Source organism: Armatimonadota bacterium (assembly GCA_017303935.1).
GTDB lineage: Bacteria > Armatimonadota > Fimbriimonadia > Fimbriimonadales > Fimbriimonadaceae > JAFLBD01.
On record JAFLBD010000001.1, the window covers coordinates 501656 to 528322 of the forward strand.

Genomic DNA, 26667 nt, shown 5'->3' on the forward strand with positions numbered 1-26667 from the left:
CCCGCGAATAGGGACGAAATCTCGAAGCAACGCGCACCTTAATCTGAGAAAATAGAACCATGATTTTGGCGAGCATGATTTTGGCCAGCCCCACGCCGATCGCTAAGGTGAGCCTTGTTCCGCCCGAGCCTCTGACACTAGGCGGCTACACGGCTCGTGGCGGCGCCAAATTCGTGCCTGGCGGAGACGAGATATCGGTGCGCGCCTTCAAGCAAGAACGAAGCGTGATCGTCGTCGCCGAGATGCTCACCATCCCAGAGAGCTTGCTGGACGCGGTACAGGCCAGAGTCGGCCCAAACCTTCGAGTGGTGCTGATCGCGACCCACACTCATTGCGCTCCAGATAGCCAAAGACTCAATTCCAGGATGACCTTCCCGGTACCAGGGATCGCGACGTTCAATCGGCGCTGGCTCGATTGGACCGCCGATAAAATCGCAACGGCAGTCAACCAAGCTCCCCCCATGGAGGGGCGATGGCAAATGCAGCAAGCGCGCGTCGGACTTTCTCGACCGCGAAGACAGGGAGGAGTGCCAACGCAAATTGCGACCAGATTCTTGCTAAACGGTCAGCCAATCTTGGACATTTTTGCGGCCCATCCCACCCTCTTCGACGAACAGGAACTAAAGTTGCGGGGCGACTGGCCTGGAGAGTTGATGAACCGCACGAGCGGAATGGCCGTCACAGGCGCGATTGGCGATCTCTCGCCGGTGCCGATATTTCCGAAGCTAGACGGCAAAACGAATTCGATTACCTTCGCCCGAGAACTCGACACCGCACTATTGAAATCTCGCCGATCCGAGCTTGGAAATCAGCCATTCAAAATCTGGACTCAGACCATCGAACTGCCGAAAGTCACGCCGCACCCAACTTTTGCGAAGGAGTACAAAGTCACCGATCAGTTGGCCGAATCGGTAGTAGGCAAATTTGCCCCGCCAATTGCTCAGCTCACGTTCATTAAGATTGGAGAATGGACATTGGTGGGAGTTCCGGGAGAGCCCACCAGCGAAGTCGCTCGAATGATTCGGGGACTACGACCAAAGACCGAGGTGATCAGCCATGTGAATGGATGGTGCGGGTATATCCTGAGCGCGCCAGATTACGGCCGAGGAGGATACGAAGCAACGCTTGCGTTCAACGGTCCTACGATGGCGCAGGCAATAGTAAATGCCGCCCGCAAGGGACTGAAGAACTCACCGAATTGAGGCGAGGTAGGGGTCGTTCGGGAACGCGCTGCTGAGGCCAGCAATGACTTCGGCGCGGTTGGCGATGAAGTCTTTTGCAAAAAATGGACGCACGTCTCCACGATCGAAGAAGTACGCCGTATTGGTCTTCAAGTTGATGAGAATATCGACTGAGTGCTGATTGCCGACGAACCGGACCGCGTATTGGGCCGATCGTTCCTTGGGAGCCTTGTAAGGTGCGTCGTGCCGGCACATCAGTTTGTCGCGGGTCGGTACGAACGCGTCACCCCATCCGGTCTGAGCCATTTCCCACTTCTTCACTTCCGTTTCGAATGGCATTCGCTCAACGCTGGCTTTTGAACCAACTTTGACCAATCGGCAAAGCTCGATCCTCTTTGGAGCGGAGAGCACGGCTTTTCGCTCTGATTCAAATGAATCATCAATCGGAGAAAGAGGCTTCAGATACGGGTATGCCATCATGCCAACAAGGCTTATTGTTACTGACCAAATTGATCGAATAATGATGACCATCAGCGCTCCACAGAATCTATGCCACAGCCCAATCACCACAGAGGCCGTTACAATTGCCAGGTTAAGAAACAAAGGAGAAGGCAACTGAATTGTTACCAAAAGTTTTGCAGATGATGAAGTTTGAAACGCCAAATTATCGATCAAGTCGCTGGCATCAGCTGGTCGAACTACGCCGCGAAGTGCTGCGCAAACCACTCGGCCTCGACTTTTCTGTGGAAGATTTAGAGTCTGAATCCGACTGTCTTTTCATGTGCGCGGTTCATCAAGATCAAGTGGTCGGGACACTGCAATACCGAATTTTGGATTCAGAGACCGTTAAGATGTGTCAGGTCGCGGTTCATCCAGACTTGCAGGGGTCGGGTGTTGGAGCAGCCCTTGTGAAGAAGTCCGAGGTGTGGATGCGGAGCTTGGGCTACTCGCAGATCGTTCTTCACGCCCGCGAATCCGCCGTGGCGTTTTATCTCAAACTTGGCTACTCACTCGTTGGCGAGCCATTTGTCGAAGTCGGTATCCCACATCGCAAAATGTCCCGAACCCTTTGAATCTGGACTGAATTGGACGATAATTAGAGAATATGGCTCATCAGTACGACGAATTCTTGCGATCCCGCCAGGCTCAAATGGAAAGTCTTGTGCAAGGAGTATTGGTAGACGATCTAGAAGCGATGGAGAAGTATGAGTCCTCATGCTTCCAGATATTGTCAAGTCTTTCTGAAGATGATGGGGCCAAGTTATTTGATAAGTATTGTAAAGTCCGTGGACGGACTATCGCATTAAAGATTCTAAACTTGTGCGAGCAAGTTATTGCCGACTTCGAAACCAGCCAACGGAACCAAAAAACAATTAAACAGAATCAAGCATCGGCTGGTAAAGGTCGCAAGGCTACTGCAGATCGTCGCCGAAAAGCAGCGGGCGCATTTGCGAGCGTACTGGCTGCGGATGAACCTGACAATGATCCTGAACTGAATCACATTCGAAAAGTGATAAAGGAAGGCTGTCTCGGACACACAGAACCAATAGATGCTGATTATCTAAAGAGACTGCATAAACATATCGATAAGACGATTAATCGAGTTCTTGATCCCAAGAAAGTTTCACGAAATTTCAACAGAATTCGAAAGAGAAACGAAAAAAGAACTCTGATGTATCTACGAACGATCCAAAATGATCAACTTCCAACAGGGTATGTGGAAACGATCGCTTCGGAGATTATGCCGACTCTGTATTTCTTGGCGTTTCCTGAGGAACCTAAGTTTGCGTCTGAGTTTGAAGAATTTTACATTACTCGGAATAGAAAAACGGAACTTAGATTACTACTTTCTTTCCTCGTTCATCGCGGAATATCAAATGAAAAGCTACTAGCATTTTGCGAACGAGAATACAACGCGCCGCCTGTGTCGGAAATTGATCGCGAAAAGACAGAACAAATGATTGGCCATCTTTTGCTTAAGCCCTAAACTCCAGCAAACTCACGACGATCGAACACCAGATCGTCGGCAATTTTCCAGATTTCAGGATCAATTCGATTCTCCGGTTGAATCTTGCTAAAGTGCACAATCGCACTCGTCAATCCAGCCTCTCGGGCGGCATGCAAGAACACGGAATTCAGCACCATCCGCGCCGACGGCTTAAGGCCAAATGAAATATTTGACACGCCCAGCGTGGTATTCACTCGTGGGTGGCGACGAGTGATCTCGCGGATCGCGTTGCAAGTCTCCACGCCGGCGGTCCTGAATTCTTCGTCGCCTGAACCCAAAGTGAAGGTCAAGCAATCGATAAAAACATCATGATCTGGCAAGCCGTACTCGCGGGTCATTGCCAGAAGTCGCTCGGCAACTTCGACTTTTCGCTCCGAAGTTTTTGCCATTCCGGATTCGTCAATGGTGAGTGCAACGACACCAGCCCCGAACCGGCGAGCCAGTTCTAGCACTTTGCGGGTCCGGCCCTCACCATCCTCAAAATTGATGGAGTTGATCAATGGTTTCCCAGCGAGGCACTTCAAGGATGCTTCGATCACCGGGACCTCGGTCGAGTCGATCATGATCGGCACCGTGATTTGGGTGTTGTATCGTTGAAGCAAGGTCGTCATGTCCCGAGTTTCATCCCGTCCAACGTACGCCGTGCAGACGTCGAGAACGTGCGAGCCTTCCGCTTCTAGCTCTCGGGCGAGTTCGGTCAAACCTTCCCAGTTCTCCGCGGCGAGCATCTCCTTGAACGCGCGGCTTCCATTCGCGTTTGTCTTCTCGCCGATGATAAGGTAACTCGAATCCTGTTGATACGGCTGGAACTGGTACAGGCTCGAACATCCCACCAACGAAAGTCCACTGGCTCGCTCATCGCTAGTCAAATCGAAATCGAAGCCAGGATACAGTCCCTGAACTTTCCGCCAATGACAATCTGCGGTGTGAGCTCGGTTGTTGGCAACCTGAGCAACCGCACGAATATGATCTGGCGTTGTGCCACAACATCCACCGACAAGTGCCACGCCAAATTCAGAAATGAACCGGTCGTGATGGTGGGCAAGATCTTCGGGTGAGAGTTTGTAAACCGCTTTTCCGCCTTCCATTACGGGAAGTCCTGCGTTGGGTTGGACCGAAATCGGGCGGGTGCTGTTCTGACAGAGATACCGAATATGCGGCGCCATCTCCACAGGACCGGTCGCACAGTTGATGCCAATCGCAACGATCTGTGGGAAGCACTCAAGCATGTTCAACGCCGCACCAATTTCCGATCCGACGAGCATCGTGCCGGTTTGCTCCATCGTCACTTGGGCGATCAGTGGGAGCTGCTTTCCAGCCTGGTTCATGGCATCAATCGCGCCTACGATGGCTGCCTTCGCCATCAGCAAATCTTGCAAGGTCTCGATCAAAAGAACGTCAACGCCGCCTTCGATCAATCCCAAATAGGAATCGCGGTAGGTGACATAGATTTCATCAAAAGTGGTGTGCCCCAGACTGACCAACTTCGTTCCTGGACCAATCGCCCCCGCGACAAACTTGCCGCTAAATTTGTCAGCTGCGCGACGAGCGACGATCGCTGCTTGCTTGCTGAGTTCGTAATCAAGTTCAGGGATGTTGTATTCGGCCAATACGAGGCTACTTACGCCGAACGTGTTTGTTTCAACGACGTCGCTTCCAGCAGCGAAATACCGTTCGTGGATCGCCTGAATCACATCTGGCCGGGTGAATACAAGTGCTTCGTTGCATCCGTCGTAATTGTTTCCGCTGCGCAGAGTCGCAATCTCGTTGACGTAGGGCGGATACAACGGATCGGGACGCAGTTCAAAATCGTCCGCAGAAAGCCCAGCGGCGTGGATTTGAGTCCCCATGCCACCGTCCCAAACCAAGACGCGCTCTTGAAGGGCTAACAGAAAGTCGGAATTGAACTTCATCGGATGTACTTATCTATTATAGGCCGCCGCGCGTGGAAACGTTTCTTGGTTGCAAAGTACGCTTAGCGCATGAATTTTGAGTCCCTTGCTGACGCCAAGTCCCGCATCCACGAGCTGAGCTATTTCCAAGTTCTTCCGCTCGAAGCAGGGTTTTCTGGGACTGCAAGGTTTGATCGGCTGTTTTTGGGGCCTGGAACGAAGCACGACTTGGAGCGTGTTCTCACCGGTTGGCCTGCTGAAGCTCCGTGCTATTTGTTGGATTCCGGTGCACACCCTGTGTCTGCGAACGATCTACTTGGGCTCGGAGCAAACGAGGGACTTCACCTTCCGGCTCAGCCGAACTTGGTTCACGAAGGTGGACTCGCGGGGCTGAAGACCGTTGTACACGCCCTGCTCGACCCAGAAACGGGCTGCCCCTGGGATCTCAAACAGACGCATCAATCCCTCACGAAATACTTGATCGAAGAATCTTATGAGCTGATTGAAGCGATCGAACGCGGGAGCATGGATGACATGCGCGAGGAACTTGGCGATGTGTTGCTACAGCCAATCGTGCATGCGGAGATGGCGAGCCGTCGGGGCGAGTTCGATATCGAGCAGATCGCACAGCAACAAGCGGAGAAGTTGGTCCGCCGACATCCACATGTGTTCGGGGACGTGGTGGCTAATGATGCAGAACAAGTGCTGAAGAACTGGGACGCGATCAAGAAAGCAGAAAAGGGTACGCCAAAAGAGACTTCGATTCTGGATGGAGTTCCGCGATCCATGCCTGCGCTCAGTCGAGCGCTGTCAATCAGTAAACGTGCAGCGCGCGCTGGCTTTGAATGGCCGGATATCGAGGCGGTCTTTGAGAAACTCCATGAAGAACTAGCCGAACTTAGCGAGGCAATGGCAGGGAAGGAACCCGCAAAGATTGAGGCAGAACTTGGCGATCTACTGTTCACAGTCGTTAATATCGCGCGATGGCTCGAAGTCGATAGCGAAGCAGCCCTTTCGAAAATGCTCCAACGGTTCACATATCGATTCAAGTTTATGGAGCTTTCCACCGAAAAACCGCTGGATTCACTCTCTGCCGAGGAGTTTGACGCCCTCTGGGTTAAGGCAAAGTTGAGCCTAAACGGGTAAAACGAGGCATGCCCTCCAACGACGCAGGCATCTATAACAATATTTTGGAAACCGCCGGAAATACTCCGATGGTACGCATCAATCGCATCGGTTCCGAATATCCGGTTGAAATTTTGGCCAAAATCGAAATGTTCAATCCGGGCGGGTCGATAAAAGATCGCATCGCCTTTCGAATGATTCGCAAGGCGGAAGAAGCCGGCAAAATCAAACCAGGCGACACTCTGGTCGAGCCGACCAGTGGCAATACTGGAATCGGGCTCGCCTTGGCTGGCGCAGTTCTGGGATACAACGTCGTGATTGTCATGCCTCAAAAGATGAGCATGGAGAAAGAGGTCACGCTCCGGGCTCTTGGCGCGCAAATCGTGCGCACTCCTACCGGTGAACCACACGAGAGCCCAAATTCGAATTTTGAAGTCGCCACCAGAATCGCTGAGCGACTCCCAAATGCGTTTATCCTCGACCAGTTTGCAAACGCCGAAAATCCGAAAACGCATTACGAAACGACCGCTGTCGAGATTCTTGAGCAAACTGGAGGAAAGCTAGACTACTTTGTCGCGGGTTCGGGCACGGGCGGCACGCTTACGGGTTGCTCCAGGAAGCTGAAAGAAGTACTGCCAGACGTCAAAGTGATCGGTGCTGATCCCGTGGGTTCGCTGATGGGCGGCGGAGATCTAAACGCGCCGTACTGGGTCGAAGGGATCGGCTATGACTTCATCCCGGATACGCTGGATCTCAACGAGATCGACGAGTGGGTGAAGGTCAGCGACCATGACACTTTTGTCATGGCGCAACGATTGATCCGAGAAGAGGGAATCCTCTGCGGTGGATCGTGCGGCACGGTGATGCACGCGGCCATTGAGATCGCCAAAAAGTGCAAAGGCGGCGAAAGAATCGTGGTCGTCCTGCCTGATTCGATTCGGAACTACTTCTCGAAGTTCTTGTGCGAATCGTGGTTGACGGACCTCGATATTCCGTGCTTGCCTGTCGCGAATCTCGTCGATTGGAATCCCCTGGTCTAAAATTAAGAAATGCTCGATATCCGACTGGCCGAAGATGCCAAGTCTATCGCCGATTACAAAGCCGTCTATGAGGAGGTTTGGCGTTCTGGTGAGCCGTTCGGCGAGGGTGAGCTCGACCCAGGTGACGGATCGCTTCGGTACATTGCCTACCAATCGGGTGAGCGAGTTGCTAGCTTCAAAGTCCATCGATATGCGGTCACAGCTGGTTCTGCCGTTCTATGCTGTGCCGGAGTTGCTTCGGTTGCCGTATTACCAGTGCACCGTGGAAGCAAAATCGGTCAGGAATTGATGCGCTGGGCCGTGCCAGAAATGAAGGCGCAAGGCTTCGAAGTCGCTGCACTGTACGCGTTTCGAGAGTCGTTCTACGAAAAGTTTGGCTACCGAACTGTCGGAATGCGCTGGAAAGTCAAATGTCCTCTTGACCGGTTTCCAAAGTTGGAATGCTCGCTTCCAGTTCGGCGCATTGATCCATCGCAGCTCGGGCTACTTTACGACTGCTATTCCCAGTTCATCAGCAACTTGGATGGTGCGAATGTTCGGTCCCCTAAGGATTGGCAAAACAGGATGGGCAAGCGTCCACCGATGATCTACGCCGCCGGCGATCCAGTCGAAGCCTATGCCTGGCTTACGCCATCAGGTGAGTTCTGGAGCGACGTGATCCTAGGCGAATTCTGCTGGAGCACTCGGCGAGGATACGAATCTCTGTTGGCGTTTGCAAAGACGCTCTGTATCAACCAAAGCGCATTGGTGTGGACCGAACCTACGCAAGGCCCATTTATGAGCCGGTTCTTGGATCAAGGTGTCGGGCTTGAACTCTATCGACCGGCCATGTACCGAGTGCTTGATGCGCCGGTGGTTCTCGAAAAGCTGGCACCGGATTGTAAATTAACAGAACCGTTCACCCTCACCGATCCTTTGATCGAAGCCAATAATATCGTTCAGGTAGGTTCAAAATTCAGCATGGATATTGGCGAGTTGACACAGTGCATCTTTGCCGATCCGAGCCAATCACAGCCTCAAAAAGTGCCTCAGCGACCCGTGTTTTGCACCGAATTCTTCTAAATTCTCCCATCACCATGAAGCCAGAAACAACCGCAGTCCACGCCGGATTCGAATCCGAATCCGCAACAGGCGCCGTGATGCCTCCCGTGTATTTCACGTCGACTTATGCTCAACGTGCTCCGGGGGAGACCACTGGCTATGAGTATTCTCGAACCGACAACCCGACTCGAACACCCCTGCAAGCGGCTCTCGCTGAACTAGAAGGTGGCAAACACGGACTGGTTTTCGGCTCAGGCTTGAGCGCGATTGACGCGGTACTCAACACTCTGAAATCAGGGGACCACGTCGTAGCAGGCAATGACCTGTACGGCGGAACCTATCGACTCTTCGAAAAGGTGGCCAAGAACCGCGGCATCGAATTCAGCTATTCGACCCTGCAATCCGAAGAGGAGTTGCGAAGCCTGATCCGACCGAACACGAAGTGGATTTGGGCCGAATCACCCACAAACCCGATGCTTCGACTGGCCGATATCCAAAAAATCGCCAAAGTTGCCCACGAATCAGGGGTGAAGTTGGGAATCGACAACACGTTCATGTCGCCGATGCTTCAGAACCCATTGTCTCTCGGCGCAGATTTGGTCATGCACTCCATCACGAAATACATCAATGGGCACAGCGATGTCGTCATGGGCGGATTGGTGACCAACGACGACGACCTCTATCAACAACTGAAGTTCCTTCAGAATTCGGTGGGTGCCGTTCCCGGGCCGATGGATTGCTTCCTTGTTCTGCGCGGAATTCGGACGCTCGCTGTGCGCATGAAACAGCACACCGTTGGCGCAATGACCGTCGCCGAGTTCCTTGAAAAGCATCCGAAAGTCGACTCGGTGATCTATCCAGGTCTTCAATCGCATCCTGACCACGAACTTGCGAAACGGCAAGCTTCAGGGTTTGGCGGGATGATCTCGTTCTACCTAAAAGGTGGGATCGAAGAATCCAAGACGTTTTTGGGCGCGCTCAAGCTCTTCAAAACGGCGGAATCGTTGGGCGGTGTCGAAAGCCTCATCGAGCATCCAGCGATCATGACCCACGCGAGTTTGCCCGAAGAGAATCGCAAGCAGTTGGGAATCCTGGACAACTTCATCCGAATCAGTGTTGGCATCGAACACGGAGATGACCTGTGTGCCGATCTCGATCAAGCCTTGGCCAAGATTTAGTCTTTCGCTCGTCCGCGCAGCCTGGCGATCACCCTTCTGAGACGCAAGTGCCAAGGGTCGGGAATCCCACTGTCGCGGAGCCACTCATCTTGATTCTTGCGTGAGAGCGCGACTTGCTCCGCTCGCCAAGCATCGTATTCTGGCGGATCGTCGTATTTGATGTACTCCGGAACAGCGCCCTCAACGAAAGCCAAATCCCAGCCCAAAGATTGTGCGCGGCGGCCCCGCCAGGCATCTTCCCAAACTTGATACTTCTCACCTGTGATCGGTTGCGCGCCGATCTGTTCGGCAACTTCACGGCGATATGCGAGCAACGCACCGGCGATATGATGCCCACGGTCCACCAGTCGAATGGTCACGCTACCTGACTGTTTTGGCGGACTGACCCGCTCCGCTCCGATGATTCGCAAATGCTCCTCGTCATCGCTCACCCAAAGCCCAATCACACCGATTTTCGGCTCAGATTCAAAGACTTTCACAACTAAGTCCTGCCAACCCGCACCGGGAACATAGTCGTCGTCCATAGTCACATAGAACTTGGCCTCACTCGGTGGGAGTAGAGAAGCCAGCGCGAAATTCAACGCGGCTGGCTTTCCTTCCTTTCCATCGAGAAGGTGATACTCCGTGGGACGAGTAAAGCTGGCTCGGACCCGAGATTGCACTTCATCAAATCCAGTTCGGGATTGACGAATCGATGGAATGACTACCAAGAACTCAGGCTTCTGCGTGTCCGACATCAGGCTTCATCATTGGGAATAGCAGTATCTCGCGAATCGCATCGGCTCCGGTGAGCAGCATCGCCATTCGGTCCATCCCAATCCCACAGCCACCCGTTGGAGGCATTCCTCCTTCAAGCGTGTAGATGTACTCCTCATCCATCGGGTGAGCTTCGTCATCACCTTTCGCGGACTCGCGAAGCTGCTGCTCGAACCGGGAATACTGATCCAGGGGATCGTTGATTTCGCTAAAGGCGTTACAGATCTCACGGCCACGAACATATCCTTCAAACCGCCGCGTAAAACCGGGACGATTAGGATCGTGCTTAGCCAAAGGACTGGTTTCCAGCGGATAACCCACCACAAAGGTTGGCTCTTGGAGAGTGGGCTCAATAAACACTTCTAGAAGTTTCTCGATCAGCCCACCGAGTGATCGCTCATTAGCCAAATCGAGACGCTTGCCGTTAACGGGGTTCATCACTTCTCGTGTTTTGAGTGCTGCCTTCGCAGTCTCAAGTGTCGCGAAGTCTGCGAGCACCATTCCGGTGTGCTTTTCGATCTCTGACATCAGGTCAACACGTTTCCAAGTCTTGGCGAAGTCAATCACGTGCTCACCTCCGTCGAAGGCCACCTTGGTATCGCCAAAGACATCCATCGCGACAAACTTAAACATGTCCTCGACCGAAGTCATGATGTCTTCTAGGTTGGAATATGCTTCGTAGTACTCGAGCAAGCTGAACTCGGGATTGTGGCGATTCGAAACACCTTCGTTGCGAAACACTCGTCCGATTTCGTAAACCTTAGGAATGTCGCCGCAAATGAGTCTCTTGAGATAGAGCTCAAGTGAGATGCGCAGCTTGACATCAATCTCGTAAGCGTTATAGCGCGTCAAAAACGGCCGGGCGGCTGCGCCACCGGCCTCCAATTGGAGCACAGGCGTCTCGACTTCAAGATATCCCTTCGAGTCAAGAAAGCGCCGGACGGAACTCACGATTTTGCAGCGATTGATCAGCATCTGGCGTGCCTCGTGGTTACAAATCAGGTCGAGGTGCCGATGTCGGTACCGCATTTCAACATCAGAGAGTCCGTACCATTGCTGACCGTCCTTCTCCTTTCCTAGAGGCAGTACCTGTAGGCACTTGCTCATCGGAATTAGGTCCCGCACGTACACGGTGGTCTCGCCAGTTTTGGTGACAAAGAGTTGCCCTTCGACACCGATGTGGTCACCGATATCAAGAAGATTGTAAGCCTCCCAAAGCTTTTCTCCCAGATCGTCTTTCTTGAAATAGCATTGAATTTTGGAGTCGCCATCGCTGATGTGGGCAAATCCAGCTTTGCCCATCAGTCGGTAACTCACGAGTCGACCGGCAACCGTGATTTTCGGACGATCTTCGGTAGGAATTTCTGCGTCCGGAACGAGGGCCGCGTAGGCGTCCAAAGCTTCGGCAGGCGAATGACTGCGAACGAACCGCTCGACCGAATATGGGTCCAGCCCGAGGTCGCGGAGTTGTTGCAATTTGCCTAGCCGGAGTTCTCTCAATGAAAGTTCATCTGACATGGGAAGTTCTATAGGATACCGCCCATGCGATTTGATGCCGTTTGTAGCTAAACTGCGATTTAGCATGAATCGGTACAAAACGGCAACAACAACGCTGGCACTTTTTGCCGCAAGCATCGGCTTGGCACAGGCCCGCCCCATCATCGGAGCTCGGTCTCTGGCGCTCTCTCCAGACGGGACAAAACTCGCCTTCACTTGGCGTGGAGACATTTGGGTCGTCAAGTCCGAAGGTGGCAGAGCGGTGCCCATCACCAGCAACATCGAAATGGACGACAACCCGATTTGGTCGCCTGATGGAAATACTATCGCCTTTGCCACGAATCGAAATGGCAACTGGGACACGTACCTCGCCGATGTCGATGGCGGTGAAACTCGCCGATTGACTTATTCGAGCTTCTCCGAAGTCCCTAACGACTGGAGTTCCGATGGAAAATCGCTCGTCATGCGCGCCTGGTTTGACGACAAAGACAACGGAATCTATACGATTGACACCAAGACCGGAAAGTACAAGGCTTTATTCCTGGACAATCGTACTGTCGGACTGCCGAAGCTGAACAGCGCACGGGACAAGGTCATTTATGTCCGGCGATACGGCTTCCCATGGAACCGGCCCCGCTATTTCGGTTCAGGTAGCGCGGAATTGAACCTGATGGATTTGACCACGGGCAAGCGGTCCGAAGTGAGGACAAACGGCTTCCAAAACCTTTGGCCGCACTGGAGCAAAGATGGCAACTCTGTTTATGCCATCACCTGCACCGAAGTCACTCCGAGCAGCACGAACGTTTTCAAACAGCCAAAGCAGAACACCGATAATGCAGCTCGAACGCCAAACGTGTCGAAGATATCTCTCGATGGGAAGGTCACTCGACTCACTAACTTGGTAGGCGGAGCCGGCGCACGGTTCCTCTCGGTGGCCGCGAACGGTTCTGCGCTTGCCTACGAAGTGAACGGCAATGTATTCGTGATGCGTGGGGACAAATCTGCTCCAATCGTCATCACCGCTTCCATCGACGAAAAGACTACAGCTGAAGAGCGGCTGATCCTCCGTGACGGAGTTTCCACCGCGACCCTCAGCCCGAAAGGTGACCGATTCGTGTTCTCGGTGCGCCGGGAGCTGTGGAGTGTGCCCACTAAGAAAGGCAAAGGGCCAAACGCAGACGATGCTGAGCAATTGACCGACTGGATTGGCTCAGATGATATTCCGATCTGGACACCGGATGACGACACCGTGCTGTTCGCAAGCGATCGAAAGGGCGCCTATCAACTCTTCAAGCTGAATGTGAACTCGAAGGAAGTTACCCAGATGACGACCAACACCCACGACATCGGATCATTCAGCCTCACTCCGGATAAGAAATCCCTTGCCTTCGTCATGGCAGGTCCAGAAAAGGGACTCTATACGATTCCACTCAGCGGCGGGCCGATGAAGCTCATCGTGAAGGAACCGGATGTCAGCGATTACAAGTTCAGCCCAGACATGCGGTATGTGGCGTTCAATCGGACACTCCTCGGTAGCGGATTCAACCCATGGGAAAACAAACAAAATCTCTGGGTCCGAGAACTCGCCACCGGTAAGGAAGTCAACGTGACCAATCTCGCCGCGAATCACGGTTCGCCCGAATGGTCCGCCGACGGCAAGTACCTTTATTTCATCAGCGATCGCGGTTCTGCTGGAGGAAGATTTGCACAAGGCGGTGGCGGAAACAACATCTTCGCTTTGCCATTGCAAGCCGAATCTGCACGTCCAACAGAACTTGAACTAAAGTACGAGAAGCCCAAGGAAACTCCAAAATTCGAGTTCGATTTCAACGATGTCGACTCGCGAATTCGGCGGATTGCATCGGGTCCAGCATCTAACCTCGTATTCGATCCCCAAACCGGAAATCTGCTCTATAACCTCAACGGCGACATCGCGCTGACGAGCTACGACGGTGAAACCACACGGCCAATCACCGCAGGCGCCGGGATCGGAGGATTCGAGCTTAGCCAAGATGGCAACAATCTGGTCCTGATTCGTGGCGGATTGCCTGCGACATTGAACTTGCGGCACCCACAATTCCAAGTCACGCAGACCACTTTCCGAGCCGATTGGACACGCGATATCCGCAAGGAGCGAGAAGCTGCGCTTCAAGAGTTTTGGCGGGTTTACAATTACAACTTCTACGATGCCAATTTCCACGGTCGAAACTGGGCAGAAGTGAAGGACCGCTATCTCCCGTTGCTTGACGGCGTTGGTCATCGAAACGAGATGGCGACAGTGCTGAACATGATGGTGGGTGAACTCGAAAGTAGCCACAGCGAAGTCGGCCCTGCCGCCGGAAATCCAGGTTCCCAGCAGACCGCCAGCCTCGGTTTTTCGAGCGATACGAGCTACGCCGGGCCAGGAATCAAAGTGAAGATGGTTCCAGAAGGTTCGCCTGCCAAATTCCCTGCCACCCAGATCAAACCGGGCGAAATCGTCACAAAGATAAACGGCAAGGAAGTCAACAATGACCAGAACCTTTGGAGGTTGTTGAACGATCAAGCTGGACGAGAACTGCGGTTCGAAATCCTTAATCCAGCGGACAAATCAAAGCCTCGCGCGGTCAAGTACCGAGCAATTAGCGATGGGCAGTTCGACGGGCTGATTGCGGCCGAAGTGGTCCGCACCAATCGCCGAAAGGTTGATGCCTCAAGCAACGGAAAGGTCGGATATGTCTACATCGCGGCGATGGGTGGTGGAGATTTCAACACCTTCAACGCCGAAGTCTGGCAGTACATCAACGAGAAGAAAGCGCTGATCATTGACGTGCGTGACAACAACGGTGGAAACATCGCGGATCAATTGCTCGACATTCTCGAACGGCGTCCACAAATGGTCTACCGAGATCGTGATGGAGTCGTCAAGCTATCCCCAGGGACGTTGGTGAACATCCCGATCGTCGTGATGATTAACGAGCGGAGCGTTTCGAACGGTGAGATGTTCCCAGCGGCCATGAAGTCCCGAGGATTTGCGACGCTGGTCGGTTGGACCACTCCGGGCTACGTGATCTACACCTATGGCGGCGGATTGGTGGATGGAACAAGCATCCGAATCCCTGGCACCGGTGTTTACCGTGTGGATGGATCGCCACTAGAAAATAACGGTGAAAAGCCGGATGTTTCGGTGGACTGGAGCCCAGAAGACTACTTCGGCGGCAAAGATCCGCAGCTGGATTCGGCAATCAAGGTTGCCAAATCTAAAATGAAGTAATTTGAGAATGGGGCACGAGCTATCTCGTGCCCCATTCCCATTGCCCGTAAGAAACTTTGTCGTGAAGAGGCGTTCCAAGTTGCCTCAATGAAAGCTCAACTTGGGCGCGATGGAAGGTCTCGTGCGACACGATGTAACCGAGGAATGCGACCGGATGCGGCTTGAATCCTTTCAATCGGCCCGAAGTTAACGCGTTATCCAGCATTGTCTCCATCGCTTTGGCCGAAGCTTCCAAATGCTCGCGGACAACCGACTTCGATTCAACGCCCTCCAACTTCGCGAGGCCATCGAGAAGTGCAGGCTCCGCCGATTTTAGCCACATCAGCCGAACATTGTGGATGTGGCAAAAATGTCCGCAGGGCGTCTTTGAGCGTTCCACCTTCTTCGACCAGGAATCCTCAGCGACTTCGTCTAAGACGTACAGGACGATCCGGTGCTGGATCGCAAGCGTCTCGACAATTTGATTCTGAAAACTGTTAGGTTCCATCTTGAATTCAACCTGCGCGTATCGGGTACCCTGAAAGGTCATTGTGCGTAGGGTTTTGCTCTTCGCGCAAAACGGTTTTACCTAAACAAAGAACGCTTTCACTATGTCCACGACGATGCAAATTCAACGCGAGGAACTGAATCCTTGCACCATTAAGCTGAGCGTCGCTTGCACCAAAGAGCAAGTGAGCGGCGGCTTCGATAAGGCTTACAAGAAGTTTGCCAAGCAGATTCGAGTTCCTGGTTTCCGACCGGGTCACGCACCCAAGAACGTGGTATCGAAATTTGTCGATCCAAACGACTTGATGAACGCTGCAGCCGAAGAGATTGTCCGAAAGGCGATGAATGAAGCGCTCAAAGAGGAGTCCATCAAGCCTCACGACTCACCTGCCGTTGAACTCACAGTGTTGAGCGAAGAAGAATCCAAGTGCGAGTTCACCGCCAAGATTCCTTTGGAACCAAAGGTCGAACTCGGTAGCTACAAGGGTGTGGTGGTCAAGCGACCAAAGATCGAAGTGACTGATGAAGAAGTCACCACCCAACTTGACGAATTGCGAAAGCGCGCTGGTAAGCGCGAGGCAGTAACCGACCGTGGCATCCACGAGGGTGACATTGCTGTCGTCAACATCAAGGTTGAAGGCGAAGATGGCGACGGACGAAACTTCATGTCCATCGCAGGTCAAACCTTTAAGCAACTCGACGAAGCGATCACCGGCATGCAAGTCGAAGAGATCAAAAAGGTCGAATTGAGCTTTCCGAAGACGTTCCAAGAAAAGGAATGGGCCGGCAAGAAGAAGAAGGCGCAGATCACCATCCGAAGCGTGAGCTCGGTCGCCATGCCAGAACTCGACGACGAATTCGCGAAGAAAGCGGGCAAGGAGCTGAAGGCGAAGGACCTCGCTGAATTGAAGGACAAGCTGAAAGAGAACATCTTGGAAGCCAAGAAGGCGATGAGCCAAGAGTTCACCAACGAGGCGATCCTTGAAGAATTGATGAAGTCCAGCACCGTCCACGTGCCAGACACCATGTGGGAAGCCGTCGCCAATCAACGCCTTCGCGAAGAAGCTCAAAAGGCTGCACAAGAAGGCAAGAAGTTGGAAGACGTTGCCAAGGAAAGCGGCATGGAATTCGAAGAGTTCGTGTCGAACTGGCAGAATGAAGCCAAGGTCCAGGTGCAACGTGCCGTGATCGCAAACACGATCTTCAAGACCGAGGGCATGAAGCTCACGAACCAAGACATGAACGATTCGTTGGTCGAAATGGCGCAGGAATACGGCGTGCATCCGGCTCAAATCATCGACTTCATGCGAAAGAACAAGAACTTCACCGAATTGGAAGTCCGAACGGTTTACAAGAAAGTGATGACGTTCTTGAACGAGAACGCCAAGATCGAAGAAGTCTGATTCTTCATTTGTTCAGAAATAGCCCTGGTGAGCATTCGCCAGGGCTATTTTGTTTCAGCCGATCCACGCGCAAACATCGTAGAATCTAGGACAGATGAGCACAGGGAGATTGGTGGTTGCGGTAACCGGCGCCAGTGGGGCAATTTACGCCCAGCGCTTGATCCGGCATGCCTGCCGGCATTACAAGGAAGTGTATTTGACTCTCAGCGAGCAGGCGATTCAGGTAGCCGCCACTGAACTGGGCCTGAAGATCGATCGCAACAACTTTGATCCCCAAGCATGGATCGGCGAACCCGCGCCAAACCTCCGGTTGTTAGAAGAAAAGAACTACTTCACACCTCCCGCGAGCGGCAGCTTTCGGCATGACGGCATGGTTATTGTGCCTTGCAGTATGGGAACGATTGGCCGGATTGCCAACGGTATCAGCAACGATTTGACGACAAGGGCTGCTGATGTCTGCCTCAAAGAAGGTCGCAAGCTAATCGTCGTTCCTCGCGAAATGCCGTTCAATTTGATCATGCTCCGTAACCTGACCCAACTTGCTGAGGCTGGAGCAACAATCTTGCCAGCTTGCCCGGCCTGGTACACCAATCCGACTTCGCTAGAAGACCTCGCGGACACGGTGGTCTCGAGAATTTTGCAAAATCTTGGTGTCGAACACGCATTGCAAAAAGAATGGATGGTAAGCGAATGAGCGGTCGTGTGGTCATTGCTGGAGGTAGCGGATTCATTGGCCGCGCACTTTCCGATGCCTTGATCGAGGCTGGATTTACTACCGCAATCCTGAGCCGCCGCGGAGCTGGAGCACTGCAGTGGGATGGCGCAACTCCGGGTGTTTGGGTCACTCAGTTGAACGGCGCTGTGGGTGTCATCAATCTGACCGGCGAGCCGATTGCCACCAAATGGACTCATCAAAAGCAGCAGGAGATCATCAATAGCCGGGTCAATTCGACGAACGCAATTGGGAACGCGATCTTGGCCGTCGAGAAACCTCCGAAAGTCTGGATCAACGGTAGCGCGGTCGGATTCTACGGTGATCGTGGCGATGAAATCCTCACGGAAGATTCTGCTCCTGGTGCAATGGACAATTTTCTCGTCAGCACGTGCGTCGCATGGGAAGAAGCCCAGTCTAAGTTCGAAACTCCGAATACGAGACAATGCTGTTTGAGAACAGGCGTCGTTCTTGGCAAGGACGGCGGGGCGTTTCCAGAACTCAAAAAGCTTGCCAACCTCTTTCTGGGCGGTAAGGCGGGATCGGGCAACCAATACATGCCTTGGATACACCTCGAAGACATCGTTGGTTTGTTCCTTTTTGCTTTGAAGAACGAACTCACTGGCCCAATCAATGGCACCGCGCCAGAGCCGGTCACCAATGAGAAGTTTATGTCCACCTTACGAGAATCGGTTGGAAAGAAGTTTGGTTTGAACGCGCCAGTTTTTAGCATGCGATTGGCATCGGCGCTGGGGGCAACCGACCCCGATGTCATCCTCTGCAGCCAACGCGCAATTCCGAAAAAGGCAATGGACGCTGGGTACGAGTTTAGATTTCCAACTCTTGCGGCCGCCATCGAAGACCTGCGCTAAAGAATCAGCCAAAATGGGGCAGTGAGTACCAAGCGCGTTTTAGTAACCGGTGCCAGCAAAGGGATCGGTCGAGCCATTGCCATCGAATTGGCAAAACAGGGTTGGAAGGTGGCCATCCATTACGGACAGGACCGAGCCGGAGCCGAATCCGTCCGGTCGGAAATCGGCGATGCCTCATCCGGGCTGTACGGCGCCGACCTGAGTCAAGGACCAAAAACGGCCGCCGAACTGGTTTCCAGAGTGGAATCCGATGGCCCACTAACCGCCATTGTCAACAACGCCGGTGTCTATTTGCCGCTCGACTTCACAGGTTCAGGCGATGAAGTCTTCGAAGCGAATTACGCCAAAACATTTGCCGTCAACTTTGATTCGCCGTTGCGCATCATTCGCGAAGGAACGAAGCGATTTGCAACACGAGGCGGCGGGAAGATCGTCAACGTCGCTAGCCGAGTCGGCTTCCGAGGGGAATCGGGCGCCGCGCTCTATTCCGCATCAAAGAGCGCTTTGATCAACGTAACTCGGGCACTTGCGGTGGAGCTCGCTCCAAAGAACATCCAACTTTTCGCGATCGCGCCGGGCTGGGTCGAAACAGCGATGGCACGAGAAGGGATGGAGTCCCGGTTGCCACAGATTCTAAAGGATATTCCACTCGGGCGAATGGCAACTCCAGAAGATTGCGCCGCCGCCACCGCATTCTTGTTGAGTGATGGTGCGAGTTATCTCAGCGGAATCACTATCGATATCAACGGAGCGAGTTACTTCCACTAATTCAAACGTCAACATTCTGAATTCCATGGTTTCTCTTGCCTTTGCCCTGGCGTCGCTTTGCTCGGCGCCGATTCAGCCCAAAGCTCTGGTCACTCTCCCAAATGGGGCGAGAATCTACTCGGAGTATGTGGCGAACGCCCGGAACTGTTCTGTTCAACTTTGGGTGTCTTCCGCAGGCACCGAGGAGCGTCCAGAGACCAATGGTTGGCGTCACTTGCTGGAGCACTGCCTGGGCAGCGGAGAAGGCGGCTCAACCGATATCGAACTCGAAAAGCAGGGGCTGATGATGCTCGCCGAAACCTCGCGCGATGCGATGATGTTTCGTATCGATTGCCCTCCTGCAAAGGTCGATCGCGCCATCGAATTCGTTGTTGCAACCTCAAACCCAGTCCGAATCACACCTGAATGGCTCGCCATAGAGCGTCAGTCGATAATCAACGAGGAATCGCTTCTGCCAAGCTACAGAAGGTTTAGCCGAACAGCTTGGGGAAGAATCTTAGGCCCAGCGTCACCGGACCCGTTCGGCGAACCGGAGTCCATTTCAGCGGCGACCCCTGCAGACATTCAGTCGATTCAGCAGAAGATGTATTGCGGGCCGAATATCGCGCTGGTTATCACCGGTCCGATTGACCCAACGCAGGTCTCCGAAACTGCTCGGGTGATTGTTGACCGTGCCAAGCTCCCGAGCACAAGCGCAGCGACGATGCCTGGTGCAAAAGTCGACTCGCTTTATCTCCCGGTGGGGGTTGCTGGATCGGCGTTGGCGTGCCGGTTACCGAGCATTGATGATCGGCAATGCCTCGCATTAGTCGCCGCTGGACTCGGAATCCAATCCGCCGTTCCTGGCACACAAATCGTCTTCACGCCTTCTTCCCGAGCCGGTGTCATCACGCTCACCAGCAAGTCGCCAGGGATTCAAGAACAGGTGATCAAAGTCGGCGATTTTGACTTGTCGTTCGGGATCGACCTCATTCAATCCTGGGTTCAAGGGATTCGGCGCAACCCGGCCGCCCTGGCTTCATTCCGCGGATCACTCCTATGCCGTGGCTCGAATGTCACCCTGGAAGCGATCGAAAAGGGAGCGCAAACTCTCACGATTACCGATCTGCAATCGGCAAAACAGAGGTTGCAAACCGGCGTGGTGATCGGAGGACTCAATTGAGAGTCCTTTTGAGTGCCATTGCGCTGGGTCTCGCTGCGCAAGGGATGTCGCAAACCTACTGCGAATCCGCGATCACCGACCGCCCAAATGTCACCGTGTTGTTGCGTGCACCCCAGCCGATGAACAATCGCGAGCTCGGCGCGTGGCAGATTTTCGCGCAAGGCGTCTTTGATCTGAGCGCAGATTTCACTCGGCGGGAGTTCTTTACTTACGGCGCTCAAGGAGGAATTCCTCCGCGTGTTTGGTGGACCAACGACTTCATCAGCGTCCAGTTTTGGCTCCCAGCTGGAGGCGAGAATCTATGCGCGCGGCTCGCCGATGCCGTTCTACGCGAGCATCGCATCGACGAGGAAGTTCTGCCGAAACTCCGCGCCAATGTCAGCGGCTTCGCTAAGGATGATTGGACAGCCGCACTTTACACGGCGCGCGGCGATGTTTCGGTCGATTCTGCATTCTTGAACAGGTTCTTCCAACGGGCTTTGCGGCCTGAAAACACGACGATCTCGGCGGACCCAAAGACGATCGAGTTGATTCGCAATCGCCTCAACGGTTGGCAAGTCCCAAGAGTCCAGCAAGATTTGAGAGCGGGGCCAAAGAACCGATTCTCTTCTCCCGAAACAGCGAACATCACAGCGGCAATTGGCAAACCGTTTTTGCCGACAGCGAACAACGGCCCGAGCATGCTCGCTGCGGTTGCTCTGGGCGCAGGGAAGTCGAGCACCGTCTATCAAGTCTGCCGAGTTCAACAGCAATGGAGCTATCGCCAAGAGTTTTTCCTCTGGCCAACGGTCACCGGATGGCAACCTAGATTGCTGCTAGGCGGCTCGCTCTCTTCGCCGGCGATTCCAGAAATCAAATCGAAGCTAAAAGAGGCAGTGGGCAAGTGGCAGCTGAGCGATCTCGAACGCGCTCGAAACCTCGTCTCTGCTTCGATGGAAGGTGGAATTCCGATTCATCCGTTCTGGTGTTCCTCGGTCGGTCCGTTCAACGGGACTGACGAACAGCGAGCGGACTGGTCCGCACTGATGGCAACTTGGGGCGTCCGATCGGCGGCACCAGAGGACGTCGACATCAACGCCAAGACGACAAACCTCCAAGAACTGAAATCTGCGGCGGAAGCGCTGATCGATCAGCTTCAACCTGAAATCAGATAGCTGACATCTGAGTTCGGGCTAACCGGCGAAGGGTCCTTGCCAGATTCAAAGACGATCGCATCGCGCGTGCCTAGCAGGTTTGCGCCAGATCCGGAAACCTGAATGAGATTTCCTTCTGGAAGTCCAACCACGGTGCGGGTTGGATTGGCGATGAGGAATTCGGCAATGCGGTCGTTGCGAGATTCCCCGCCGTGATTTGGCACCCTCTCGTTGGTGTAGTGCGGGTTGATTTGAAACGGCACTAGATTCAGCATCTCAAATGTTGGCGGTTGCACAATCGGCATGTCGTTGGTCGTGCAAAGCGTTGGGCAAGCCGCGTTTGCACCGGCACTCCAACCGAGATATGGCTTCCCGGAACGCACCGCTTCCCGAATAACGGGCACCAGTCCGCTCGCGTGCAGATTGGAGCAGAGATTGAATGTGTTTCCACCACCGACAAAAATCGCGTCGGCACTCATGGCGAGGTCGATCGGATCGGAAGTCGCATGCACAGACTCCACAAGATGAATTGGGAAGGCTCCTGCTACGTACTCCAGATAGTCGTCCCAGCTCAGCGTCACTCCAGCAAATGGCACGAGCGCAATCGTCTTGACTTGCGCAACCCAACTGGACGCGAAGAAATCTTGTGCCCAGGCAAACGGCTCACCGCCCGGCATTCTGGAATTGCTAAGTAGCATGAGTTCAGGCATGATTTTCTTTAGTCTATCCAACTAGAAATAAAGGAGTTTGTTCGGTCGATAACGAACTCAGTCGTCAGAGAGCGAAACTATGAGCCTTTCGATCGACGACCTTCTGAGAGAAGTCATCAAGCATGACGCCAGTGACCTGCATATCAAGGCGAACAATCCGCCGATGATGCGAATTCAAGGCGACTTGCATCGCACGAATCATGAGGCGTTGTCCGCAGACGCAACTTACAATCTGCTGATCAGCATCCTGACTCCAGAGCGCAAAGAGAAGCTAGACGACTTCAAGGAACTTGATCTCAGCTACTACGTCGAGGGTCTCGCAAGATTTCGCGTCAATATGTTCTGGCAACGCGGCAAAATCGGCGCCGTCTTCCGAGTCATCCCGTACAAGATCCGTACGATCGAGGAGCTTGGATTGCCGCCAGTCACCAAGAAGCTCTCGTTGCTACCCCGAGGATTGATCCTTGTCACCGGCCCCACGGGTTCAGGCAAATCGACAAGCCTGGCGGCGATGATCAACCACATCAACGAGAATTCGCTGGCGCACATCATGACCATCGAGGACCCGATTGAATATGTGCATCAAGACAAGAAGGCGATGATCAACCAGCGAGAGCTCGGCACCGACACGCACAGTTTCGCTGATGCACTCAAGCACGTCATGCGTCAAAACCCGGACGTGATTCTGGTCGGCGAAATGCGTGACTTGGAAACGATCCAACTCGCGATCACCGCTGCTGAAACAGGGCACTTGGTATTCAGCACCTTGCATACCGTAGACGCCGCCCAAACAATCGATCGTGTGGTGGACGTGTTCCCACCAGAACAACAGGAACAGGTGCGCACTCAGCTGAGCGTGACCCTCCAAGCGGTGGTGTCGCAATCACTGTTGCCGCTCAGAAGCAACAAAGGTCGGGTCGCCGCATTCGAAGTGATGGTGGCCACGCCTGCGATTCGAACCATGATTCGCGACGGCAAAACTCACCAAATATTTAAAGACATCCAAACCGGAGGCGAACTCGGAATGCAAACTCTCGATGGGCACCTCTTCTGGCTACTCAAAAATGGCCACATCGACTATGAACACGCATTGAGCAAATGCTCGAATGTCAGCGAGTTTGAAGCTCGCGCGATTCGAGACGGACTGGCGGAGGCAACCCATGCAACGCATTGAAGGAATGCTCACCCGGTGCGTCGAGATGGGAGGCTCTGACCTCCACTTCAAGACAGACACTGGCAAGGTTTATGTTCGCGTTTTGGGTGAGTTGCGCGCGCTCGAAGATGTGCCGCATTTCAGCGACGCGGAATTTCGAGATGAGCTGAAGCAACTCCTCAAGCCTGAGCAGATCGCTCGAATGGAAAGAGATCTTGAACTGGACTTTGCCCATGAAATAGTTGGCGTCAGTCGTTTCCGAGGCAACCTGTATCAGCAGCGAAACCACCTGCAAGCTGCCTTCCGCGTGATTCCTTATCGCATCGCGTCGATGGAAGAACTGAATCTCCCAGAAGCGTGTTACGACTTTATCACTCGTCCGCGCGGATTAGTGTTGGTGACCGGCCCAGCGGGAAGCGGTAAATCTACGTCGCTCGCTGCGATGATCGACCGGATCAATAAGACGCGTCACGATCATATCGTCACAGTGGAAGACCCGATCGAGTTTGTACACGACGATCACATGGCCTTGATCAACCAACGGGAATTGGATAATGATACGCTGAGCTTCTCAAACGCGCTCAAGTATGTGTTGCGCCAAGACCCGGACGTGATTCTGGTCGGCGAAATGCGTGACCTTGAGACAATCCATCTCGCGATCACGGCTGCTGAAACGGGGCACTTGGTCTTTGCCACGTTGCATACCGTGGACGCAGTGCAAACCGTGGACCGTATCGTAGACGTGTTCCCGACTTATCAACAGCAACAGATTCGAATGCAGCTCTCGGTGAACCTATTGGGTGTGGTGAGCCAGTCCTTGGTCAAGCGCAAAGACGGCAAAGGTCGGGCTGCCGCCTTTGAAGTCCTTGTGGCGACAGCGGCTGTGCGCAACAACATTCGCGAAAACAAGACTCACCAGCTGGCATCGATGATCCAAACCGGGCATAAGCAGAAGATGCAAACCCTGGACCAAGCGCTGATTCACTTGGTAGAGCAAGGTGTGATCGAAATCGAGGACGCCAGAAATAAAGCCAAAGACCGGTTTGAGTTCGAACGCTTGATGCAATTTACAAAACAGAATCAGCAAGCCGTTGGCCACGCAACCCAAGTTGTTGGACCGACGGTGAACCAAGGAATTCCACCAGTAGCGAAGCCGCCTGGAACGCCTTAATAAAGATCAGGCTTGACTTTTGAATGTGATGGGGGTATTCTCCCCCATTGCGTGAGAACTTAGGTTCGAAACGAAGCGGCTTCGAGTCGCGATAGACGCCGACCCAGAGTGCTTTTTGGTAGCTAGCCAAAAAGAGACGCCGAAAGGTTGAGACTGGGCAACGGCATCGGAAGTCTGTCGCTGGCGCGTGAAGCTGCGAAACAGCAATCTCATGTTGAGAGTCTGAACGAGCAATGCCTATTTGGCAGTGCTCCGAACGCTTGCGGTGTGACTTGCTAGAGGAGAAAAAACGACAAGTATGCTACCGGGAATTCTCGGAACGAAAGTGGGAATGACGCACATCTATGACGCAGATGGGCGCATGATCCCTGTTACGGTTGTCGAAGCCGGTCCAGTTTGGGTGACTCAAATCAAAACCCAAGAAACGGACGGTTATTCGGCAGTCCAAATTGGTTTTGGCGTCGCTCGGGAAAAGGATCTAACCTTCCCGAAATTTGGTCACCTGAAGAAGGCTGGCCTCACCCACAACGTCAAGCGGATGAAAGAGTTCCGCATGGATGACGTGAGCGCTTTTGCTACCGGACAAGAAATTGCTTCTGGCGAAGTTTTCGCTGAAGGCGATGAAGTTGTTGTCACCGGTACCAGCAAGGGCCGCGGCTTCCAGGGTGGTGTGAAGCGATACGGTTTTGCTGGTCAGCACATGACCCACGGTTACATGACCCACCGACGACCATTGTCGAGCGGTGCAACGGGTCCGCAACGAGTTTTCAAGGGAACTCGAAAGCCAGGTCAGATGGGTAACGTCACCGTTTCCCAGAAGGGCTTGAAGATCGTTGGTGTGGACGCAGAGCGAAACTTGATCCTGATTGATGGAAGTATCCCCGGTCCTAATGGTGGCGAAGTTTTGGTCACCAAGGTGGTGAAGTAAGCCATGGCAACACTAGACGTAAAAGATTTGAAGGGTAAGGCTGTAGGAAAGGTCGAACTCGGCGCGATTGCAAAGGCAGAGCCTCTCGCTCATCTGTTGCACAAGGCCGTGGTGACCGAAGAAGCCAACAGTCGACAAGGAACCCAAAAGACCAAGACTCGAAGCGAAGTCCGTGGCGGTGGCCGAAAGCCTTATAAGCAAAAGAAAACCGGTAACGCACGACAAGGTTCGACTCGATCGCCGCACTATGCTCACGGCGGTATGGCGCTGGCTATCATGCCGCGCGATTACACCAAGGGCTTCAACAAGAAGGAGCGACGGGCTGCACTCTTGGGCGCGATGAACGCTCAAGTCACTGCTGGCAACGTGATCGCTGTAGACAAGATCGTCTTCACCGCACCAAAGACCAAGGATGCTGCAAAGTTCCTGGAATCGGTTGGCGTGGCAGACGCTCGCCGAGTGCTGGTGATCACAAACACGTTCGACGAAGTCACTTTCAAGTGCTTCCGCAACCTTCCAAACGTTGAGGTGCGAACCGCACCGAGCACCGAAGAAGGCGCGAAGACGAACACCTTCAGTACCCGCGATGTTTTGGTCGCCCACAAGATTGTGATTGCCAAGGACGCTTTGGCTGCCGTTGAATCCGTTTGGGGTTCGGCTGCCGAGAAAGCTCCAAAGGCAGAAAAGCCTGCTAAGGAAGCTAAGCCGAAAGCCGTTAAAGCAGAAGCAAAGCCGAAAGCAGAGAAGCCTGTAAAGGCAGCCGCCGCTAAGCCAAAGGCCGAAAAGCCTGCCGCTAAGCCAGCTGCAAAGGCAAAGGCACCTGCAAAGAAGAAGGAGGCCGATAACGCATGAAAAGCCCATACGATATCATCATCCGCCCACACATCACTGAAAAGTCGGTAGCCATGAGCTACGGCAAAGAGTTCGTGGCCGATGAGAAGAACGTTCGAACTTACACCTTTGTTGTCGCAAAGACTGCAAACAAGTTCGAAATCAAGCAAGCCATTGAAGCGATGTACAACGCGGACAAGAAGGACAAGGATTCCAGCCGAATCGAAGTCTCCAGCGTTCGCACGATCAGCATGAAGGGCAAGATGCGACGAGTCGGTCAAAAGAGCCGAGGTCCGCGCCCTGATTGGAAGAAGGCGATCATTACCCTCGCTCCTGGTCAGCAATTGGAGGATTACGGAGTCTAAAC

Annotated in this window: 25 protein-coding genes; 19 read left to right on the top strand and 6 right to left on the bottom strand. The window is 53.5% G+C overall.

All coding sequences use genetic code 11. From position 1 onward, the window contains the following. The first annotated feature begins 59 nt into the window (after positions 1-59). On the top strand, positions 60-1202 hold the full coding sequence (locus J0L72_02340; protein MBN8689612.1) for a hypothetical protein: 1143 nt from the start codon (positions 60-62) through the stop codon (positions 1200-1202). Here the strand turns inward: J0L72_02340 and J0L72_02345 are convergent. Continuing rightward, complete coding sequence (locus J0L72_02345) at positions 1191-1661, bottom strand: hypothetical protein (GenBank protein MBN8689613.1); 471 nt, start codon at positions 1659-1661, stop codon at positions 1191-1193. The two genes, J0L72_02340 and J0L72_02345, sit on opposite strands and share 12 nt — an antisense overlap. Before the next feature lie 161 nt (positions 1662-1822). Here J0L72_02345 and J0L72_02350 point away from each other — a divergent pair, with 161 nt between their 5' ends. Continuing rightward, a complete protein-coding gene (locus J0L72_02350) occupies positions 1823-2254 on the top strand; it encodes a GNAT family N-acetyltransferase (GenBank protein ID MBN8689614.1) in 432 nt (143 codons plus the stop codon). Between the two features lie 32 nt (positions 2255-2286). Beyond that, positions 2287-3168, top strand: a complete 882-nt coding sequence (locus tag J0L72_02355) for a hypothetical protein (protein ID MBN8689615.1) — start codon at positions 2287-2289, stop codon at positions 3166-3168. On the opposite strand, the gene J0L72_02360 is transcribed toward J0L72_02355, so the two are convergent. Then, positions 3165-5102: a homocysteine S-methyltransferase family protein gene (locus tag J0L72_02360; protein MBN8689616.1), complete on the bottom strand. Its 1938-nt coding sequence runs from the start codon at positions 5100-5102 to the stop codon at positions 3165-3167. The genes J0L72_02355 and J0L72_02360 overlap by 4 nt on opposite strands. A 69-nt stretch (positions 5103-5171) precedes the next feature. Here J0L72_02360 and mazG point away from each other — a divergent pair, with 69 nt between their 5' ends. The 4 genes from mazG to J0L72_02380 are packed head-to-tail and all read left to right on the top strand — an operon-like array spanning position 5172 to position 9465. Further along, positions 5172-6227: a nucleoside triphosphate pyrophosphohydrolase gene (gene mazG, locus J0L72_02365; GenBank protein MBN8689617.1), complete on the top strand. Its 1056-nt coding sequence runs from the start codon at positions 5172-5174 to the stop codon at positions 6225-6227. Between the two features lie 8 nt (positions 6228-6235). Continuing rightward, the gene (locus tag J0L72_02370) at positions 6236-7246 is read left to right on the top strand and encodes a cysteine synthase family protein (GenBank protein MBN8689618.1); all 1011 of its coding nucleotides are present in this window, start codon (positions 6236-6238) and stop codon (positions 7244-7246) included. A 9-nt stretch (positions 7247-7255) separates the two neighbouring features. Further along, positions 7256-8308, top strand: coding sequence for a GNAT family N-acetyltransferase (locus J0L72_02375; protein MBN8689619.1), 1053 nt, complete (start codon positions 7256-7258; stop codon positions 8306-8308). A 14-nt stretch (positions 8309-8322) separates the two neighbouring features. Then, the gene (locus J0L72_02380; protein ID MBN8689620.1) at positions 8323-9465 is read left to right on the top strand and encodes a PLP-dependent transferase; all 1143 of its coding nucleotides are present in this window, start codon (positions 8323-8325) and stop codon (positions 9463-9465) included. Here the strand turns inward: J0L72_02380 and J0L72_02385 are convergent. Together J0L72_02385 and lysS are read right to left on the bottom strand one after the other, a co-directional pair. Further along, complete coding sequence (locus J0L72_02385) at positions 9462-10202, bottom strand: glycosyltransferase family 2 protein (protein ID MBN8689621.1); 741 nt, start codon at positions 10200-10202, stop codon at positions 9462-9464. The two genes, J0L72_02380 and J0L72_02385, sit on opposite strands and share 4 nt — an antisense overlap. Continuing rightward, on the bottom strand, positions 10180-11739 hold the full coding sequence (lysS, locus tag J0L72_02390; GenBank protein MBN8689622.1) for a lysine--tRNA ligase: 1560 nt from the start codon (positions 11737-11739) through the stop codon (positions 10180-10182). Before lysS ends, J0L72_02385 begins: the two co-directional genes overlap by 23 nt. Before the next feature lie 64 nt (positions 11740-11803). Here lysS and J0L72_02395 point away from each other — a divergent pair, with 64 nt between their 5' ends. Beyond that, a complete protein-coding gene (locus J0L72_02395; protein MBN8689623.1) occupies positions 11804-14971 on the top strand; it encodes a PD40 domain-containing protein in 3168 nt (1055 codons plus the stop codon). Positions 14972-14990: 19 nt separating this feature from the next. Here the strand turns inward: J0L72_02395 and J0L72_02400 are convergent, their stop codons facing one another. Further along, a complete protein-coding gene (locus J0L72_02400) occupies positions 14991-15458 on the bottom strand; it encodes a hypothetical protein (protein MBN8689624.1) in 468 nt (155 codons plus the stop codon). 103 nt (positions 15459-15561) lie between these two features. Between J0L72_02400 and tig the strand changes: the two genes are divergently transcribed. The 6 genes from tig to J0L72_02430 all read left to right on the top strand — a co-directional run bounded on the left by tig (position 15562) and on the right by J0L72_02430 (position 21528). Beyond that, a complete protein-coding gene (gene tig, locus J0L72_02405; protein ID MBN8689625.1) occupies positions 15562-16860 on the top strand; it encodes a trigger factor in 1299 nt (432 codons plus the stop codon). A 94-nt stretch (positions 16861-16954) separates the two neighbouring features. After that, positions 16955-17554, top strand: a complete 600-nt coding sequence (locus tag J0L72_02410) for a UbiX family flavin prenyltransferase (protein ID MBN8689626.1) — start codon at positions 16955-16957, stop codon at positions 17552-17554. Further along, positions 17551-18444, top strand: coding sequence for a TIGR01777 family oxidoreductase (locus tag J0L72_02415; protein MBN8689627.1), 894 nt, complete (start codon positions 17551-17553; stop codon positions 18442-18444). Before J0L72_02410 ends, J0L72_02415 begins: the two co-directional genes overlap by 4 nt. A 21-nt stretch (positions 18445-18465) precedes the next feature. Continuing rightward, positions 18466-19212: an SDR family oxidoreductase gene (locus J0L72_02420; protein ID MBN8689628.1), complete on the top strand. Its 747-nt coding sequence runs from the start codon at positions 18466-18468 to the stop codon at positions 19210-19212. Positions 19213-19237: 25 nt separating this feature from the next. Continuing rightward, positions 19238-20374 (top strand): insulinase family protein, encoded by a 1137-nt coding sequence (locus tag J0L72_02425; GenBank protein MBN8689629.1) that lies wholly within the window; start codon positions 19238-19240, stop codon positions 20372-20374. Between the two features lie 8 nt (positions 20375-20382). Next, complete coding sequence (locus tag J0L72_02430) at positions 20383-21528, top strand: insulinase family protein (protein ID MBN8689630.1); 1146 nt, start codon at positions 20383-20385, stop codon at positions 21526-21528. Here the strand turns inward: J0L72_02430 and pepE are convergent. Then, the gene (pepE, locus tag J0L72_02435; GenBank protein MBN8689631.1) at positions 21510-22217 is read right to left on the bottom strand and encodes a dipeptidase PepE; all 708 of its coding nucleotides are present in this window, start codon (positions 22215-22217) and stop codon (positions 21510-21512) included. The two genes, J0L72_02430 and pepE, sit on opposite strands and share 19 nt — an antisense overlap. A 79-nt stretch (positions 22218-22296) precedes the next feature. Between pepE and J0L72_02440 the strand changes: the two genes are divergently transcribed. The 5 genes from J0L72_02440 (at position 22297) to rplW (ending at position 26665) form a co-directional block, all read left to right on the top strand. After that, positions 22297-23391 carry a type IV pilus twitching motility protein PilT gene (locus J0L72_02440; protein ID MBN8689632.1) on the top strand — a complete coding sequence of 365 codons (1095 nt, stop codon included), beginning with the start codon at positions 22297-22299 and terminating at the stop codon, positions 23389-23391. Positions 23392-23395: 4 nt separating this feature from the next. After that, on the top strand, positions 23396-24541 hold the full coding sequence (locus J0L72_02445; GenBank protein MBN8689633.1) for a type IV pilus twitching motility protein PilT: 1146 nt from the start codon (positions 23396-23398) through the stop codon (positions 24539-24541). 298 nt (positions 24542-24839) lie between these two features. Then, the gene (gene rplC / locus J0L72_02450; GenBank protein ID MBN8689634.1) at positions 24840-25469 is read left to right on the top strand and encodes a 50S ribosomal protein L3; all 630 of its coding nucleotides are present in this window, start codon (positions 24840-24842) and stop codon (positions 25467-25469) included. A gap of 3 nt (positions 25470-25472) precedes the next feature. After that, the gene (gene rplD / locus J0L72_02455) at positions 25473-26321 is read left to right on the top strand and encodes a 50S ribosomal protein L4 (GenBank protein ID MBN8689635.1); all 849 of its coding nucleotides are present in this window, start codon (positions 25473-25475) and stop codon (positions 26319-26321) included. After that, entirely contained in the window at positions 26318-26665 is a 348-nt protein-coding gene (gene rplW / locus J0L72_02460; GenBank protein MBN8689636.1) for a 50S ribosomal protein L23, read from the top strand. Before rplD ends, rplW begins: the two co-directional genes overlap by 4 nt. Positions 26666-26667 lie beyond the last annotated feature (2 nt).